Genomic DNA, 18,232 nt, shown 5'->3' with positions numbered 1-18,232 from the left:
AACTTAAACAAACAATCAAAGTCATTTTTAAAATGGCCTGCAAATTGCCTTAATTGAAGCGTTAACGTTCATTTATGGATTTTAACAAACAATAGGGATGATTATCCTCGTTATCGTAAGGTAACGAGGATTTTTTTTTGAATTTTTCTACATATATTTAGCCTATCTATTCATTCAAAAAAACAAGAAATGATCATAACGCTAATCATCCTGGCAGTACTTATCATCGGGATTGTGATTTACAATTCCCTGATTGGAAAACGAAACCAGGTAACCAATGCCTTTTCAGCTATTGATGTAATGGTTAAAAAAAGGTTTGACCTTTTGCCGAACCTTATTGAAACAGTTAAGCAGTACATGGATTACGAAGGAAGCCTTCTGGGCAAAATTGTTGAGCTGCGGAGCAAGGCCGCAAATCCGGATATGACCAATGCAGAGAAACTGGAAATAGACAATCAGCTCAGCTCGAGCATGAAGGGCCTGATGGTGAATGTAGAGAACTATCCCGACCTGAAAGCCAATCAGAACTTTTTAAATTTGCAAAGCACCTGGACAGAGAGCGAAGAACAGATTGCCGCTGCAAGGCGCAATTACAATGCATCGATTACGGCCTACAACAATGCCATCATGATGTTTCCTGGCAGCCTGCTGGCGGGCATGATGAACTTTCAACCGATGGAGGTCCTTGCCAGCACAGAAGAAGAACGCAAAAACATCAGCGCAAAAGATCTGTTTAACAGCTAATGGAATACAGCACTTCAGGGCAGCAATCGTTACAGCATACCCTAGCCGAACTGGAGGAGGAAAGAAAAACTGTTTTAGCACTCAAAACAAAGAGCTACCTGTTCATTGCAGGAGGCATAGTATTGATCGCAGCCGGATTTTTTTCAGGCTTTGTTATACCCGGAGCGGTGGCTGGGGCGGCCTTACTGATTGCCGGCTTTATTTTTCTCAGTAAATCGAATACCAGATTCGGTTATTACAGGCACGGCTTTAAACAGCGGGTAGTAGCCATGGCTTTGAAAGAAATTGATGAAAGCCTGCAAATAGACTATACTACAGGCCTGTCTGAAGAAGATTTCATTTATTCGCGTTTATTCACTATGGAGCCCGACCGTTATTCGAGCGAGGACCAGATCTGGGGGACCGCCGGAAAAACGAAGTTTTCCTTTTCTGAGCTCCACGCCGAATACAAAACCGTAACCCAAACCAAAAACGGGCGACAGGAACACTGGCATACCATACTGAAAGGGATCGTATTTAATGCCGATTTCAACAAACATTTCAACGGTGTCACTGTTGTACGGCCAAAGGATATAGGTACCGCATTAGGCGCATGGGTGGCCAAAGCTATGCCTATCTTTTCTACTTCGGGGAGAGAACTGGTGCAACTGGAAAACCCTGATTTCGAAAAAGAGTTCGTCACCTATTCTACCGATCAGGTGGAAGCAAGGTACATTTTAACCCCGGCGCTAATGGAACGGCTTTGTGCTTTAAACGCCAGGTGCAGCTATACCATAGCTGTTTCATTTATCGGGTCCAGTGTTTTTATTGCCTTTCCATTAAACAAAGATTATTTTGAACCTCCGCTACGCAAGAGCCTTCTGGACCCGGCCTTTTTAAACGAGGATATGGAAATCATCCGTTTCATGTACGGAATCATTCAGGACCTGGACCTGAATACCCGGATCTGGACCAAGTCTTAAAGGTGGTAAATAAAAAAAGTCCCTTTCGGGACTTTTCTGTTATTTAGACAAATACATCGACTTATCTTTATAGAGTTGCCTGAAGTAAGGATCTTCCGTATTCCTGATGAAGCGGATTGCCTCGCCAGTAGACTTCATTTCCGGGCCTAACTCTTTGGTAACTTCCGGGAATTTGTTGAAAGAGAATACCGGTTCTTTAATTGCATAACCTTCCAGCTTGCGTTCGATGGTAAAGTCTTTCAGCTTATTCACCCCCAGCATTACCTTAGCGGCAATATTGATGTAAGGCACATCGTAAGCCTTGGCAATGAAAGGAACCGTTCTCGACGCCCTTGGGTTGGCTTCTATCACATATACTTTCTCATCTTTCACCGCAAACTGTATGTTTAACAATCCGATTACATTCAGCGCTTTGGCAATTTTTTTAGAGTAAACCTCCATATCGTTCATCACCTTTTCAGATAAACTGAAAGGCGGCAGTACCGCACTTGAATCTCCGGAGTGGATGCCCGCAGGCTCTATGTGCTCCATCAATCCTACAATATGCACATCCTCGCCATCGCAGATCGAGTCAGACTCCGTTTCTTCTGCCCTGTCGAGGAAATGATCGATCAGCACGCGGTTTCCTGGCAGGTCGCCCAGCAGTTTTACCACAGCTTTTTCCAGGTCTTCGTCATTGATCACGATGCTCATTCCCTGACCGCCCAGTACATAACTGGGTCTTACCAGGACCGGGTATCCTACTTCATTGGCCACCACGATGGCTTCTTCAGCATTTTCTGCTACGCCGTATTTAGGATAAGGGATCTCCAGTTCTTTCAGCAGATCAGAGAAACGGCCCCTGTCTTCTGCAACATCCATATCATTGTATGAAGTACCGATGATCCTGATGCCATTTTCATGTAGTTTCTCGGCCATCTTTAAAGCTGTTTGTCCGCCCAGCTGTACAATTACCCCTTCCGGTTTTTCCAGCTCAATGATTTCGCGAACATGCTCCCAGAATACAGGCTCAAAGTAGAGCTTATCGGCCATGTTAAAATCTGTAGATACCGTTTCAGGGTTACAGTTTACCATGATCGCCTCAAAACCGCTTTCTTTAGCAGCCAGCAAACCGTGTACACAAGAGTAATCGAATTCTATACCCTGACCGATACGGTTTGGACCAGAGCCCAGTACGATAATTTTTTTCCTGTCGGAAGGCTGCGATTCATTCTCCTCTTCAAAAGTGGAGTAGTAATATGGGGTTTGTGCAGCAAATTCGGCAGCACAGGTATCCACCATTTTATATACGCGTCTGATGCCTAAAGATTTTCTGCGTTCGTAAACCTCATCTTCGGTTACATTGCCCAGCAGGTAGGCAATCTGCACATCTGAGAAGCCTTTTTGCTTTAAGGTAAAGAAGAAATCTTTAGGGATATTGTTTAGTGAATAACGTTTCAGTTCTGTTTCCAGATGCACCAGTTCCTGTATTTGCGACAGGAACCATTTGTCGATACGGGTAACTTTGCGGATTGACTCCAATGGCACGCCCATGCTCATGGCATCTTTGATCAGGAACAAACGGTTCCAGCTGGCGTGCTCCAGGCCATGCATGATCTCGTCTATATTTCTTTTGTGTTTGCCGTCGGCGCCCAGACCTGCACGGCCGATTTCCAGACTCTGACACGCTTTTTGAAGGGCCTCGATAAAGGTACGGCCAATGGCCATCACCTCACCTACAGATTTCATCTGCAGGCCCAGCTCCATATTGGCCCCCTTAAACTTATCGAAGTTCCAGCGTGGTACTTTCACGATGACATAGTCTAATGTAGGCTCAAAGTAGGCCGATGTTGTTTTGGTGATCTGGTTTTCCAGTTCATCCAGGTTATATCCTATGGCCAGTTTAGCGGCGATCTTAGCGATCGGATATCCTGTTGCCTTGCTGGCCAGCGCAGATGAACGCGAGACCCTGGGATTGATCTCGATAGCGATGATCTCATCATTGTCGGGATTTACTGAGAACTGTACGTTACAACCGCCGGCAAAGTTTCCGATGGCACGCATCATTTTGATCGCCTGGTTACGCATATCCTGATAACAACGGTCGGACAAGGTCATTGCCGGTGCTACGGTAATGGAATCTCCTGTATGGATACCCATCGGATCAAAGTTTTCAATAGAACAGATAATGATTACGTTATCATTGCTGTCCCGCAGCAGTTCCAGTTCGTATTCCTTCCAGCCTAAAACCGCCTGCTCTACTAATACCTCGTGGGTTGGAGAAGCCTCAAGGCCGCGTTTCAGGGCCTGGTCAAATTCTTCTTTTTTGTGTACGAAACCACCTCCGTAACCACCTAAGGTATAGGAAGGACGGATAACCAGCGGATAACCAATTTCCTGGGCCGCTTCTTTACCTTCAAGGAAAGAGTTGGCAATTTTTGATTTTGCAACTCCTACACCTATATCTACCATCAGCTGGCGGAAGGCTTCCCGGTTTTCTGTTTTCTCGATTGCGGCGACATCCACACCGATTACTTTAACCCCATATTTTTCCCAAATTCCACGCTCGTCTGCCTCAATACACAGGTTTAAGGCTGTTTGTCCGCCCATGGTAGGCAATACAGCGTCGATTTTGCGTTCCTGAAGGATCTGCTCTATTGAATCTACCGTTAAAGGCCAGAGGTAAACATGGTCGCCAATCACTTTGTCGGTCATGATTGTCGCAGGATTTGAATTGATGATCGAAACTTCAATCCCCTCGTCTTTTAAAGATAAAGCGGCTTGAGATCCGGAGTAATCAAATTCGCAAGCCTGACCAATAATGATAGGGCCCGATCCGATAATTAATACTGAGCGTATGGAGGTGTCTTTTGGCATAAGGCTTTAAAAAGTCTAATGTGTTTATGGGTAATAAATGGTGTTGCAGATAGGAGTGGTGCAGAGATGCTCTTGATGAGCTATAAAATTCCCGACTTCTTCTGTCGGGATGCAAAGATACAGTTTTGTGTATTAAATATCAGCTATTTTTTAAAAAACCCCTGCAAATAAAAAAGGAGGACTAAATGTCCTCCAAATGTAGTTTTTTCAGGCTTATTACTGCAATAACTTGATCTCGCCCACATCTGTTGTCGAGCTGTCCACTACCGCTACATTCTCGAGGGAAGTATCTTTGTAAGGTGCTTTAGCTTTTACCCATAACGTATAAGTGCCCGGCTTTACGGCCGCAAACAAAAAGCTGCCGTTGTTGATTTCTGTTTTCAGGGTATCTTTCCCAGAAACTGCAAGCACCTGAACGGCTCCTTCGGGAGGAGTAACTTTACCTTGTATGCCACCATCTTTAATAAAAGTAAAGGCGAAAAAAGCGATCAGCAATCCCGCCATCGCCAAAAAACTTAACTTTTTCATGTTTCATCAATTTTAATTTAACCTTTAATGAATTGGTAAGCATTTGCCATATTTCTCTCCTCGCCTGTTATAGACAAACGGGACCGGGTTTTGTTTTATAAAATGTAACTAAAATATGACGGGGTCATCCGATCGTCACGAAACAGGGGAATAGCCACTATTGGTCTGCATCTTGTACTACATGCATAGAATTAGCGTTTCTAAAATAAAGATTCAAAAAATCCTCTTTCATGAGGGTAATCTTCATAAATAGTTTGTTTGGTTTATTATCCGGTACGGGCGTTCATCCCTGCCGGATTTTTTTATGCAGAAGCATTTAGTACTTTTGGGCGATGATCGAATTACTGAAGGACAGCTTTTCCCAATTCTTTATCCAGACCGGGGCACTGGAATGGTTTGGTGTATTTACCGGGATATTATGTGTATGGCTGGCAGCCAAAAACAACATTTACAGCTGGCCCGTAGCTATCGTCAGTGTGGTCATCTACATTTTTATTTTCTTTGAATCGAAGCTGTATGCAGATATGGGGCTTCAGTTTTACTTCTTTTTCATGAACATCTATGGCTGGTATTACTGGAGCAAAAACAGGAATAACCCGGAGGCCTCCAGGCCCGTCGCCAATATCAACCAGAAAGAAATATTGCTGTCGGTCATTGGCATTGTCACTTTTACTTTCCTGCTGGGGCAGTTGCTTTATAAAAAAACAGACGCCTCCTTTCCTTATCTGGACAGTTTTTGTACCGCCTGCAGCCTGGTTGCCCAGATATTCCTGGCCCGGAAAGTGATACAGAACTGGCTCATCTGGATATTTGTTGACATCATTTATGTAGGGATGTATGTTTCTAAAAATTTGTATGCAACAGCCTTGATGTATGCCATATACATTTACATTGCAGCAGTTGGTTATTTAGACTGGAGGAGGGCTTATCGTGAACAGGAAAATTAAAAAAATTGCCATTGTTGGTCCGGAGAGCACCGGCAAATCGACCATTACAGCGCAGCTGGCGACCCATTACCAAACCCTTTGGGTGCCCGAGTATGCCCGCTATTACTGTGCAGCATTAACTGAGCCTTGTAATTTACAGGACGAAATCAATATGTTTCACGGGCAGGTTGCGCTGGAAGCATCGATACTGGCCATTGCACAAAAAGACCTGATTTTTTGTGACACCACATTCCTTACTGTTAAGATCTGGAGCGATGAAGTTTTCGGGGAAACCCCACAGGTAGTCCTTGATGCATTGCCTGAGTATCGCTATGATTTTTACCTGCTGATGGATATTGACCTGCCCTGGCAGGAAGACCCTTTGCGCGACTTCCCGCATCAGCGGGAACATTTCATGGAAGTATGGCATAAAGAGCTTAAAGCCTTAAATGCAAACTATGTGGTTGTAGGCGGAGCGGAAGACCGGCTGAGTAATGCCATTTCAGCGGTAGAGGATTTGCTATTGATAAAATAAGCGAGTACCTTTGTTTCATCAAAAAGGGGTGCCTTGTTTGTAAAAAACACAAAAAAAGGCTGAGAGTATACCCTATACATCTGTACGCAGATGTATGCACCTGATCCGGATAATGCCGGCGGAGGGAGATGAGTATGAAACATTATTTAAAAACAAGCCAGTTGAAAAAATCAATTATTGCGGCCTTAGCCGTGCTGCTATTGCCATGCTTTGCTATGGCACAATTCAGTATTTCCGGTAGCGTATCAGAAAAATCAGGACAGGCACTTCCGGGTGCATCAATAAGACTGAAGCATAAAGCCACGGGCCTAATCACAGATGCACAGGGAAAATATCAGTTCCACAACTTAAAAGCCGGCACCTATGTGCTAACAGCCAGTTATATCGGTTACCTGAGCACAGAAAAAACAGTCAGGATAGCCACAGATGCTACACTGGACTTTGTACTCAGCCCCCAGGCATTCCTGGCAGATGAAGTGATAGTACGGGCAACAAGGGCAGGCGACCGCTCGGCCACAACCTATAAAAATATTGGCAAAACGGAAATTGAACAAAACAACTTTGGGCAGGACCTGCCTTTCATTATCAATAATACCCCTGGTGTGGTGGTAACTTCTGATGCGGGTGCAGGCGTGGGCTATACAGGCATCAGGATCCGGGGCAGCGATGCCAGCAGGGTCAACATTACGGTAAACGGGATTCCTTACAATGACAGCGAAAGCCAGGGTACCTTTTGGGTGAACATGCCCGACTTTGCCTCTTCTGTAGACAACATACAGATCCAGCGCGGTGTAGGGACTTCAACCAATGGGGCGGGCGCTTTTGGCGGCAGTGTCAATATCCAGACCGGTTCTTTTTCGGAGAATGCTTATGCTGAACTCAACAATTCGGCAGGTTCATTCGGGACTTTAAAAAATACCGTTAAGCTGGGCTCCGGGCTGATAGACGGCAAATGGAGTTTCGACGGACGTCTTTCAAGGATCAAATCCGATGGTTTTGTTGACCGCGGGGCATCCGACCTTAAATCGTATTTCCTTTCCGGAGCGTACTACGGCAAAACAGACCTTTTGCGGGTCAATGTTTTCTCCGGGCAGGAAAAAACCTACCAGGCCTGGAACGGGGTACCTGAGGCTAAGCTGCGTGGCAACCTGGAGGGCTTAAAGGAGCATTATGCCAATAACAGAGATTATTTGTACTATACCGAGGCCGATTCCCTGAAGCTGTTTAATTCAAACAACCGTACATACAACCAGTTTACGTATAAGGACCAGAACGACAATTATACCCAAAACCATTACCAGGCGCTATACGCAAAACAGTTCAGCGAAAAGTTCTCTTTTAACGGGGCCTTGCATTATACGGCTGGAAAAGGTTATTTCGAAGAATATAAAAACGGCCAAAAGTTCAGTAAGTACGGCCTGCCCGATGTCACTATCGGAGGATCGTCTGTAAGCAGAACAAACCTGGTGCGCAGGCGCTGGCTGGACAATGATTTTTATGGTTTTACCTATGCTTTCAATTACCTGCCCGTGTCTGACTTAAGCTTTACATTGGGTGGTGCCTACAACCAGTACAGGGGCAAGCATTTCGGTCAGGTGATCTGGGCCGAATATGCCTCAAACGGCGACAATGACCGTCATTATTATGATGGTAAAGGCAACAAAGACGACTTTAACAGCTTTCTGAAAGTAAATTATACGGTTGACGACAAGCTGAACCTGTTCGCCGATTTACAATACAGGAATGTGGCTTACGCCATTACGGGAACAGACAAGAACCGTAATGCGCTTGATTTCCACAATAATTATAACTTTTTTAATCCCAAAGCCGGGGCTACTTATTTTGTAGATGGGCAAAGCAATGTCTATGCGTCGTTCAGTGTGGGAAACAAGGAGCCCAACCGCGATGATTTCATCAACCTGAAAAGCGGCTTGCCGGTACCAAAACCGGAGCAGCTGAACAATATAGAAGCTGGCTATCGCTTCAAAAACAGCAGTCTGGATGCAGGAATTAATGTCTACGGCATGTTTTATAAAGACCAGCTGATCTTCACCGGCGAGATCAATGACGGAGGTGACCCTTACCGTCAGAATGTAGACAAAAGCTCAAGAATGGGTATTGAGCTGGACGCTTCGTATGTGATCAGCCAACAGTTTGCCCTGAACGCCAATGCAGCCTTAAGCAGGAACAAGATCAAAAACTATATTGATTACATTGCAGAATACGATGCCAATTTCGATTTTATAGGTATGCAGGCAACTACCTACGCCAGCCCGGATATTGCTTTCTCGCCCAATACGGTATTGTTTGGAGAGCTGGTGTATAAACCGCTATCGGGCTTTGCCATAGCCCTGCAAAGTAAATATGTAGGCCGGCAGTACATGGACAATACACAAAACGAAAGCCGCAGGCTCGATGCTTATTGGGTCAGCAACGCCAGATTAGGCTACGATTTCCGTTTAAAGGGAATTAAAAACATCAACATAGGGGTATTGGTGAACAACATCTTTAATGAGAAATATGAGAGCAATGGTTATACCTACAGCTCCATTTACCCATGGGGAAAAACAACAGAGAATTTTTACTTTCCTCAGGCCGGAACTAATTTCTTAATTTCGCTGAACCTGAAATTTTAATTCCATCATGAAGAAATTCATTGAAAAACTGCATTTCATTACCCACGACATTCCACAGCTGAGCCATATTGAACAGGCACAGATTGCCTGCGAGTCCGGTGCGAAATGGATACAATACCGCTGCCTGACAAAAAATGAGGAGGCATTGCTGGAAGATATCAATGCCATTGCAGGGATTTGTGACGACTGGGGCGCGACCCTGATCGTTACAGATCATGTGCAGCTGAACGGCAAGGCAGATATCCAGGGCTTTCATATAGAAGATATGGACGCAGATTTTGTTCGGTTGAGGGAAGAGCTCGGCGAGGCCGTTACGATAGGAGGATCGGCAAATACAGCTGAGGGCTTAATAAGACTGGCCACTGAAGGCGCAGATTATGCGGGTTTTGGCCCTTTTTATACCACCATTACCAAACCTAACGAGCTGCCTTTACTCGGCATTGAAGGGTACAGGAATGCCATGAAGATTTTGAAAGAAAAATCAATTGATTTACCGGTGCTAGCCGTTGGGGGCGTGGGCATTCCTGATATCGAACCATTGATGCATACCGGGATATTCGGAATTGCAGCCTCCGCAGCCATTAACCAGGCAGAGGATATGCGGGACGCCTACCTGTCATTTTATGACAAGATCATGTAAATACTTTTCTTTAGCTTTGTCTAAAGTATCTACCCTTGGACGATCAGACAGCCATAACCGAAAAACCCGACCTCTACGCAGCGCTACGACTTAAAGAATTCAGATATTATGTGGGCATGCGGTTCTTTTTTACGTTTGCCTACCAGATGCAGGCTGTAATTATTGGGTTCCATATCTATCATCTGACGAAAGACCCGCTGGCCCTTGGCCTGGTAGGGCTTTGTGAGGCCGTCCCTTCTATCGGCATTGCACTATACGGAGGCTACGTTGCCGATAAATCGGAAAAACGCGGTTTGCTGATGAAAATCTTTGCAACGGTATTTTTGTGTTCATTTGTAATGATGCTGGTTACCATTCCGCAAATGCATGCGTATGTGCCTGCCGGATATGTGGTACCGGTGATGTACCTGATGATCTTCGGGATAGGTATAGCTCGCGGTTTCTATAGTCCGGCCGCTTTTTCGGTAATGGGGCAGGTAGTCCCCAAAGCACTTTATCCAAACTCAAGTACCTGGAACAGTTCAGCTTACATGACCGCTTCAATTCTGGGCCCGGCAGTGGGCGGTTTGATCTATGCGTTTTTTGGCGTAACCACCACCTATGCGGTTATTATTGCTTTTATTCTGGTGGCGCTTGGTTTTATCTTTCTTTTAACACCCGTACCTCCAAGGTTTATCCCTAAGGAGAACATCGTAAAAAGCCTTACGGAAGGTGTGAAGTTTGTATTTAAGAACAAGATGATGCTGGGTGCGATGAGCCTGGATCTCTTTTCTGTCTTTTTTGGGGGTGCGGTGGCGCTGTTGCCGGTTTTTGCAAACGACATCCTCAAGGTTGGTTCCGAAGGTTTGGGCTTTATGCGGGCTGCAGCATCGGCAGGGGCGGTAATTACCATGCTGGCCATGACCCGCTTTTCGCCAATGAATAAACCCTGGAGAAACCTGCTCATTGCCGTTACCGGCTTTGGAACAAGCATCATTTGTTATGGCATTTCCAAAAACTTTTACCTCACCCTGTTCTTCCTGTTCATGGAAGGCGCATTTGACAGTGTAAGTGTACTGATCCGCTCTACGATCATGCAGCTGCTCACGCCAGATGAAATGCGTGGCAGGGTATCGGCCGTGAACAGTATGTTTATTGGCTCCTCCAACGAAATCGGCGCCTTTGAATCGGGTTTAACGGCCAAGCTGATGCGGACTGTTCCTGCAGTAGTATTCGGCGGCAGCATGACCATTGTGGTGGCCGGGGTTACCTACCTCAAAACAAAAGGGCTGATGAAGCTGAGCCTGCAGGACATCAATGAGCAGAAAGTTTAAACGCTCTCTTCAAGGCGTTCTCCTATCTGTTGCCTCCACATGGCATAATAAAGGCCATTCAGGGCCAGCAGATCGTCGTGTTTCCCCTCTTCAATGATATGTCCCCGTTCCAATACATAGATACGGTCTGCATGCTTAATCGTAGACAGCCTATGGGCGATTAAAATGGTGATGTGACTGGTATGTTCCGATATATCCCTGATTGTTGCAGTAATTTCTTCCTCAGTTAAAGAATCCAGGGAAGATGTTGCCTCGTCAAAAACCAGGATATCAGGCTGACGTAAAAGCGCCCGGGCTATGGAAAGGCGTTGTTTCTCCCCGCCAGATACCTTCACCCCTCCTTCTCCGATTACGGTATCCAGGCCATTCTCTGCACGCGCCAGCAGATTGTTACACGCCGCCTGCTGTAATACACGCATGCATTCTTCATCTGTTGCACCAGGCCTTACAAATTGCAGGTTTTCTCTGATAGTGCCTGAAAAAAGCTGCGTATCTTGTGTAACGAAACCTATTTTTTCTCTTAACAGGTCCAGGTCTATTTCCCTGCCAGAGCTGTTGTTGTAAAAGACTTCACCTTCACCGGGTTGATAAAGTCCCACGAGCAGTTTTACAAGTGTCGTTTTACCGGAACCCGAGGGCCCGACAAAAGCAATGGTTTCTCCTTTATGAGTGGTAAAACTGATATTGTTCAATGCGTTGTGTTTCCCCGTAAGGTGCTTGAAGCTAACGGAGTCAAAAGCCAGCTTATTTATTTTTTCCAGTTTAACCGGGTTAAGTGGCTTTGCATCTACCGGAGTACTTAAAATACGTTTAAAATTCCCAAGCGAAACTTCAGCTTCGCGCCAGGCCAGGATAACATTGCCCAACTCCTGTAACGGCCCGAAAAGGAAGAAAGAGTAAAAAAGAAAAGAAAAATACTGTCCTGGTGAAATGGTGTTTTCAAAAATGAGAATCAGCAATACTACTACCATTACACTCCTGACAAAATTTACAGTTGTGCCCTGCACAAAGCTCATGCTTCTTACATATTTCACTTTCCGAAGTTCCAGTCCCAGGATTTTGTAGGTAGTTTTATTGAGTCTTTCAATTTCCTGATTGGCAAGGCCCAGACTTTTAACTAACTCTATATTTCTTAAAGATTCTGTTGTTGATCCGGCCAATGCAGTAGTTTCGCCAATGATTTTTCTTTGAATGGTCTTTATTTTCCTGCTCAGGAACCAGCTCACGAAGCTGATGATGGGAATTGCAGAAAAATAAATGAGGGTTACCTTATAGCTTACCGTTACCGAATAGACGATAACGAATACCATCCCTATAAGGCTGACAAACAGGATACTGATAAAAGAGGTAATGAATTTCTCTGAATCCAGTCTTACTTTCTGAAGAATGCCGAGTGTTTCACCGCTGCGCTGATCTTCAAAAACCTGATAGGGCAGTTCCAGCGAATGTTTTAGTCCGTCAGCATACATACGTGCCCCAACTTTTTGCACAATGATACTGGTAAAATAATCCTGAAAGTTCTTTGCTATCCTGGACACCATTGCAGCTCCAACACTTAAGCCCACCAGGCCCAGTACACCCAAAATAAACTGGCTTTTGTTCAGCACATCCTTCTTTTCAATGAACTCATCTACAATTCTACCTGTAATGTAGGGGTCCAGCAAAGAAAATCCGATGTTAACTGCAGCAAGAAAAAGGGCTAAAACCACTACCCATTTATGGTTTTTTAAATATTCCAGCAGTAAATTCATAGATCAATTTTTGTTTGAGGGGTTAAAAATAAAAAAAGGGAGTGAAGCATTACCTTCATTCCCTTTAATTTACAAGCAGATTATAATCCGGGGATTAAACTGTCATGATATCTTTTTCTTTGGCTTCAGCATGTTTATCCACTTTGATGATGTAGGCATCTGTGATTTTCTGTACTTCAGCTTCCCCGGTTTTGATTTCATCATCAGAAACACTCTCTCCTTTTAATTTTTTGATTTTCTCATTGGCATCTTTACGGATGTTACGTACAGTGATCCGGCCTCTTTCTGCTTCTTCCTTAACTTTTTTCACCAGTTCCCTTCTACGCTCCTCTGTGAGCGGGGGAACCACCAAACGGATCACAATACCATCATTTTGTGGGTTGATGCCAATATTAGCTTCCATAATGGCCCTTTCAATAGGTGTAAGCAATGTTTTCTCCCAGGGCTGCAGGATCAATGTGCGTGCATCAGGCGTATTGATGCTTGCCACCTGGCTTAGCGGGGTTGGACTTCCGTAATAATCAACCATGATGCCATCCAGCATTCCTGCCGATGCTTTACCTGCACGGATCTTCGTCAGTTCAGCTTCGCAATGCAAAATGGCTTTATCCATAGTGGCCTGAGCATCTTGTAATTGTTTCTTTATGAGGTCATTCATAATTGTAAAATTTAACCAAAAATATAAAATTTATTTAGCATCAGCTCCTAACCAATGTACCTATCCCGTCTCCATTTGCAATTTTCATGAAATTACCGGTTTTGTTCATGTCAAAAACAATAATTGGCAAATCATTTTCCTCGCAAAGGGTAAAGGCGGTCATATCCATCACATTTAAGCCTTTTGCATAAACCTCTTTAAAGGAAATCTCAGAATATTTTGTCGCTGCCGGGTCTTTTTCCGGATCAGCGGTATAAATGCCATCAACCCGTGTCCCTTTCAATACTACATCAGCCTTTATTTCAATGGCCCTTAATGCAGCGGCCGAATCTGTGGTAAAATAAGGATTACCGGTTCCTGCACCAAAAATAACAACACGTCCTTTTTCAAGATGGCGTACAGCCCTGCGGCGGATAAAAGGTTCACAGATCTGCTCCATTTTTATTGCGGTAAGCAACCTGGTTTTTAAACCAACTTTTTCAAGCGCGTCCTGCAGCGCCATGCTGTTGATTACTGTGGCCAGCATCCCCATATAATCGGCCTGCGCACGGTCCATACCCGACTTCTCTGCACTTAATCCCCTAAAAATGTTTCCCCCTCCAATAACAATTGCGATTTCAAGTCCTTGGTCGTGTACAGCTTTAATGTCTTCAGCATATTGCCTTACTACCTCATTATCAATACCATATTGTTTTTCGCCCATCAGCGATTCGCCGCTTAATTTTAGCAGGATCCGTTTATACTTCATGGCTTCAAACTTAGATAAAATTGCTGAAAAGAGCAATTTTATCGATCTCTTCGCTACCGATGAAAAAAATCAAAGGTCTGCGAAAAAATAAAATCTGTTTTAATTCATCAGGGCTTAAATGCATAAACCATCTACTAAAACTTTTTTAAGTTCCAGTTCAGGACTGAGCAACAGCAGGTTTGCACGGTTACCAATGCTAAGAAAACCTATTTCCTGAGTCAACCCCATTAATTTTGCAGGATTTTCGGACGCCAGTTTTAAAGCGTCGGGCAGCGCAATATGACAATGTTCCACACAGTTCCGAACGCCCTGTAGCATGGTGATGTTAGAGCCCGAAAGCGTACCATCAGGAGTGATAAATTTATCGCCCAAAAGCTGATGCTGGTATGGTCCGATGCTACATTCCGTAACCGCATCTGTAATCAGAAAAAGCCGGTCTTTCATTAACCTGTGACTGATGCTGACCATTTCAAAATCGACATGACTGCCATCCGCAATAATACTGGCCATGGCCGAAGGATGGTTAAATACTGCGACAGGTAAATTAGGGGCCCTGTGATGAATGGGAGGCATCGCATTAAATAAATGCGTGGTCGTCTTAAATCCTTTGTTGTAAGCTGTCGTAGCTTCGCTAAAGCTGGCATCGCTATGGCCCAGTGATAAGACGACATCATTGTCCAGCAAATAGCTGATCACGTTGTCGTCCTGCAGCTCGGCGGCCAGGGTCATCATCCTTACCGTACCATCGGCCGCATCCAGCAGGCGTTTTACTTCATCCATTCCGGCCTTATGAATAAAAGCTTCTACATGTGCGCCTCTACGTTTGGGGTTGATAAATGGTCCTTCCAGGTGCAGGCCTAAAAAGCCGTTACGCTCTGGCCAGTAAGCTTTAGCCGCGGCTATACTTTCATACATCACCTCCATGCTATTGGTAGCGACGCAGGCCAGGAAGCCTGTAGTTCCTTTGGCCATCAGATCAGCATCCATCTGTTTCAGGGTGGCCACCGAAGGATAGGCGGAAAAAAGCGGCCCACCGCTACCATAAATCTGAAGGTCAATAAATGAAGGGCACAGATAAGCTCCTTCCGCATCCATAAGCTCATAGGCTTCTGGTATTTCTGCGGTCGAAATTGCTGTTATTTTCCCCTTTTCAATTAAAACAGATTGATCGGTATGCAAGGCGCCATTTATAAAAAGCTTACAGTTGGTAATCGCAATCATAGGGTAAGATCAAAGTTTATAGGGATAAATATAGAACAAAAAAAAGAGCCTCCTGAAAACAGGAGGCTCTTTTAAAAAAAATTAATTAAATATTAAGCTCCTAATTGTACACGCTTAAATGCAACAACAGTTAAACCGTTTGATACGTCATTTAAGAATTTACGTACATCTTTAGATGAATCTTTAACAAATTCCTGGTTTAATAAAGTGCTGTCTTTGTAGAATTTATTCAATTTACCAGCAGCAATTTTTTCTACCATTTCTTCAGGCTTACCTTCAGCGCGGATCTGCTCTTTTGCAATTTCAGTTTCACGCTCAATAGTAGTAGCATCTACGTCACCTTTATCCAGAGCAACAGGGTTCATTGCAGCAATCTGCATTGCCACGTCTTTACCGGCTTCTTCTACACCAGCACCAGCCTGGTTTAAAGCAACCAATACACCTAAACGGTAGTTACCGTGGATATAAGGAACAACTTTTTCGCCAGTTACGGTCTCAAATTTAGAGATGCCGATTTTCTCACCGATTTTACCAGTATTTTCAATGATCAGATCCGCTACTTTCAATCCGTCAACTTCAAGAGCCAGCAGGTCTTCCAGGGAAGCAGGGTTCTTGTCGATAGCCAGATCAGCAAATTTGTTGCCCAGGGCTACGAAATCAGCATTTTTTGCAACGAAGTCAGTTTCGCAGTTCAGCTCGATAACCACACCACGTTTGCCATCAGCAGTTGCTTTAGCAATTACAACACCTTCATTAGAATCGCGGTCCTGACGTGAAGCTGCTACTTTAGCTCCCTTTTTACGTAAGTAATCAACTGCGGCTTCAAAATCACCGTTAGTTTCAATTAGTGCTTTTTTGCAGTCCATCATACCGGCTCCGGTCTGTTGGCGCAATTTGTTTACATCAGCTGCAGAAATTTGTACTGTAGACATTTTATTTCTTTTATATTTTATTTAACCTTCTTCGCCTGTACCTTCTTCGGTTTCAGCTTCAACTTTTTTCCTTCTTGCACCAGGAGCAGCAGCTTCAGGAGCATCAGCAGCAGCTTTAGCAGCTACGGCTTCTTTTTCAGTTTCTTCGTCTTTTTCGCGTTTGCGCTCATCTAAACCTTCTTCAATTGCTTTGATGATTACATCAGTAATTAAAGAAATAGATTTAGTAGCATCGTCATTCGCAGGGATTGGGAAATCAATGTTCGAAGGATCAGAGTTGGTATCAACCATTGCAAAAGTTGGAATGTTCAATTTCAACGCTTCGCTAACAGCGATATGTTCTTTTTTAACGTCAATTAAAAAGATAGCAGCTGGTAAGCGGTTTAAATCTGCAATACCACCCAATAAGCTTTCCAATTTTATACGCTCACGCTGGATCATTAAACGTTCTTTCTTAGAAAGGATCGAATAAGTACCGTCTTTAGTCATTTTATCGATGTTAGCCATCTTTTTGATCGACTTGCGTACGGTAGCAAAGTTGGTTAACATACCACCTAACCAACGCTCGGTTACGTAAGGCATATTTACTTTTTTTGCCTGATCAGCAACGATTTCTTTAGCTTGTTTCTTGGTAGCTACGAAAAGGATCTTACGACCAGATTTTACAATCTGTTTGATCGCTGAAGCAGCTTCTTCAGTTTTAGTTAAAGTTTTATTTAAATCTATAATGTGGATACCATTGCGCTCCATGAAAATGTAAGGCGCCATTTTTGGGTTCCATTTACGGGTAAGGTGACCAAAGTGTACACCTGCATCCAATAAGTCTTGATATGTAGTTCTTGCCATTGTTTTGTCTCCTTAAGATTAACGTTTACTGAATTGGAATTTCTTACGTGCTTTCTTACGTCCTGGTTTCTTACGTTCAACCATACGCATATCACGGGTCATTAACCCTTTAGCGCGCAATGCTGATTTTTTCTCAGCGTCTAATTCAACAATAGCTTTGGCGATAGCCAAACGAACTGCTTCTGCCTGACCTTTGATACCTCCACCGGCAACATTTACCTGTACATCGTACTGGCCAACCAATTCAGCAACTTCGAACGATTGGTTAACGATATATTGCAAAGGCAATGTTGGGAAATATACTTTATGGTCTTTACCGTTTACGGTAATTGCGCCGTTGCCTTCTTTTAAATAGATACGTGCAACAGCTGTTTTTCTTCTTCCTGAAGTATTTGTAACTGACATTTCTTCTTTAATTAAAGTTTAATGGTTTTTGGTGATTGCGCTGCGTGAGGATGCTCAGCACCTGTGTAAACAAAAAGGTTGGTGAACAATTTTGCACCAAGCTTAGTTTTAGGTAGCATACCACGAACGGCTTTCTCGATAACACGTTTAGGATGTTTCGCCATTAACTCTTTTGGAGAAATGAAACGCTGACCACCTGGATAACCAGTGTAAGAGATATAAACTTTATCAGAAAATTTATTCCCGGTCAACTTGATCTTGTCTGCATTAATAACAATAACGTTATCACCGCAGTCTACGTGTGGGGTGTACTCAGGCTTGTTTTTTCCGCGAATGATCATAGCGATCTTCGATGACAAGCGCCCCAAAATCTCGCCTTCAGCATCCACAACAACCCACTGTTTGTTAACAGTTTTTGCATTGGCAGAGACAGTTTTGTAACTTAACGTATTCACTTGCTTGTATTTAATTTGTTTAACAATTGTTTATTCCCCTAATTTTTAGGGACTGCAAAGATAGATAGAAATATTT

At 44.0% G+C, this 18,232-nt stretch carries 17 protein-coding genes; 7 read left to right on the top strand and 10 right to left on the bottom strand.

Annotated features, from left to right (window positions below; translation table 11 throughout):
- Positions 1-189 precede the first annotated feature (189 nt).
- Both B9A91_RS11285 and B9A91_RS11280 read left to right on the top strand, forming a co-directional pair.
- A complete protein-coding gene (locus tag B9A91_RS11285) occupies positions 190-744 on the top strand; it encodes a LemA family protein (RefSeq protein WP_084238517.1) in 555 nt (184 codons plus the stop codon).
- Positions 744-1,706, top strand: a complete 963-nt coding sequence (locus tag B9A91_RS11280) for a DUF3137 domain-containing protein (RefSeq protein WP_084238515.1) — start codon at positions 744-746, stop codon at positions 1,704-1,706. The genes B9A91_RS11285 and B9A91_RS11280 overlap by 1 nt, the downstream gene beginning before the upstream one ends.
- Before the next feature lie 39 nt (positions 1,707-1,745).
- Here B9A91_RS11280 and carB read toward each other — a convergent pair whose 3' ends face one another.
- On the bottom strand, positions 1,746-4,562 hold the full coding sequence (gene carB, locus B9A91_RS11275; RefSeq protein ID WP_084238513.1) for a carbamoyl-phosphate synthase large subunit: 2,817 nt from the start codon (positions 4,560-4,562) through the stop codon (positions 1,746-1,748).
- A 216-nt stretch (positions 4,563-4,778) separates the two neighbouring features.
- Positions 4,779-5,090, bottom strand: coding sequence for a carboxypeptidase-like regulatory domain-containing protein (locus tag B9A91_RS11270; protein ID WP_084238511.1), 312 nt, complete (start codon positions 5,088-5,090; stop codon positions 4,779-4,781).
- 332 nt (positions 5,091-5,422) lie between these two features.
- Between B9A91_RS11270 and pnuC the strand changes: the two genes are divergently transcribed.
- From pnuC to B9A91_RS11245, 5 genes are all read left to right on the top strand, one after another.
- Positions 5,423-6,037 carry a nicotinamide riboside transporter PnuC gene (pnuC, locus tag B9A91_RS11265; protein ID WP_084238508.1) on the top strand — a complete coding sequence of 205 codons (615 nt, stop codon included), beginning with the start codon at positions 5,423-5,425 and terminating at the stop codon, positions 6,035-6,037.
- Positions 6,021-6,551 (top strand): AAA family ATPase, encoded by a 531-nt coding sequence (locus tag B9A91_RS11260; RefSeq protein WP_084238506.1) that lies wholly within the window; start codon positions 6,021-6,023, stop codon positions 6,549-6,551. The genes pnuC and B9A91_RS11260 overlap by 17 nt, the downstream gene beginning before the upstream one ends.
- 161 nt (positions 6,552-6,712) lie before the next feature.
- A complete protein-coding gene (locus B9A91_RS11255) occupies positions 6,713-9,187 on the top strand; it encodes a TonB-dependent receptor (protein ID WP_317043329.1) in 2,475 nt (824 codons plus the stop codon).
- Positions 9,188-9,194: 7 nt separating this feature from the next.
- Positions 9,195-9,827 carry a thiamine phosphate synthase gene (locus tag B9A91_RS11250; RefSeq protein WP_084238503.1) on the top strand — a complete coding sequence of 211 codons (633 nt, stop codon included), beginning with the start codon at positions 9,195-9,197 and terminating at the stop codon, positions 9,825-9,827.
- A gap of 35 nt (positions 9,828-9,862) precedes the next feature.
- Positions 9,863-11,140 (top strand): MFS transporter, encoded by a 1,278-nt coding sequence (locus B9A91_RS11245; protein ID WP_084238500.1) that lies wholly within the window; start codon positions 9,863-9,865, stop codon positions 11,138-11,140.
- Here B9A91_RS11245 and B9A91_RS11240 read toward each other — a convergent pair.
- The 8 genes from B9A91_RS11240 to rplM all read right to left on the bottom strand — a co-directional run bounded on the left by B9A91_RS11240 (position 11,137) and on the right by rplM (position 18,156).
- The gene (locus B9A91_RS11240) at positions 11,137-12,891 is read right to left on the bottom strand and encodes an ABC transporter ATP-binding protein (protein WP_084238499.1); all 1,755 of its coding nucleotides are present in this window, start codon (positions 12,889-12,891) and stop codon (positions 11,137-11,139) included. The two genes, B9A91_RS11245 and B9A91_RS11240, sit on opposite strands and share 4 nt — an antisense overlap.
- Before the next feature lie 94 nt (positions 12,892-12,985).
- The gene (gene frr, locus B9A91_RS11235) at positions 12,986-13,549 is read right to left on the bottom strand and encodes a ribosome recycling factor (protein ID WP_084238497.1); all 564 of its coding nucleotides are present in this window, start codon (positions 13,547-13,549) and stop codon (positions 12,986-12,988) included.
- Positions 13,550-13,589: 40 nt separating this feature from the next.
- Entirely contained in the window at positions 13,590-14,297 is a 708-nt protein-coding gene (pyrH, locus tag B9A91_RS11230; RefSeq protein ID WP_084238495.1) for a UMP kinase, read from the bottom strand.
- 114 nt (positions 14,298-14,411) lie between these two features.
- A complete protein-coding gene (gene nagA / locus B9A91_RS11225) occupies positions 14,412-15,518 on the bottom strand; it encodes an N-acetylglucosamine-6-phosphate deacetylase (RefSeq protein WP_084238493.1) in 1,107 nt (368 codons plus the stop codon).
- Between the two features lie 92 nt (positions 15,519-15,610).
- Entirely contained in the window at positions 15,611-16,450 is an 840-nt protein-coding gene (gene tsf / locus B9A91_RS11220) for a translation elongation factor Ts (RefSeq protein ID WP_084238491.1), read from the bottom strand.
- Positions 16,451-16,471: 21 nt separating this feature from the next.
- Positions 16,472-17,296 (bottom strand): 30S ribosomal protein S2, encoded by an 825-nt coding sequence (gene rpsB, locus B9A91_RS11215; protein WP_084238489.1) that lies wholly within the window; start codon positions 17,294-17,296, stop codon positions 16,472-16,474.
- Between the two features lie 18 nt (positions 17,297-17,314).
- Positions 17,315-17,701, bottom strand: coding sequence for a 30S ribosomal protein S9 (gene rpsI, locus B9A91_RS11210; RefSeq protein ID WP_084238488.1), 387 nt, complete (start codon positions 17,699-17,701; stop codon positions 17,315-17,317).
- A gap of 11 nt (positions 17,702-17,712) precedes the next feature.
- Complete coding sequence (gene rplM / locus B9A91_RS11205; protein WP_084238486.1) at positions 17,713-18,156, bottom strand: 50S ribosomal protein L13; 444 nt, start codon at positions 18,154-18,156, stop codon at positions 17,713-17,715.
- Positions 18,157-18,232 lie beyond the last annotated feature (76 nt).

It is taken from the genome of Pedobacter africanus (genome assembly GCF_900176535.1).
Taxonomy (GTDB): domain Bacteria; phylum Bacteroidota; class Bacteroidia; order Sphingobacteriales; family Sphingobacteriaceae; genus Pedobacter; species Pedobacter africanus.
This window is presented reverse-complemented; position numbering and strand designations above follow the sequence as displayed.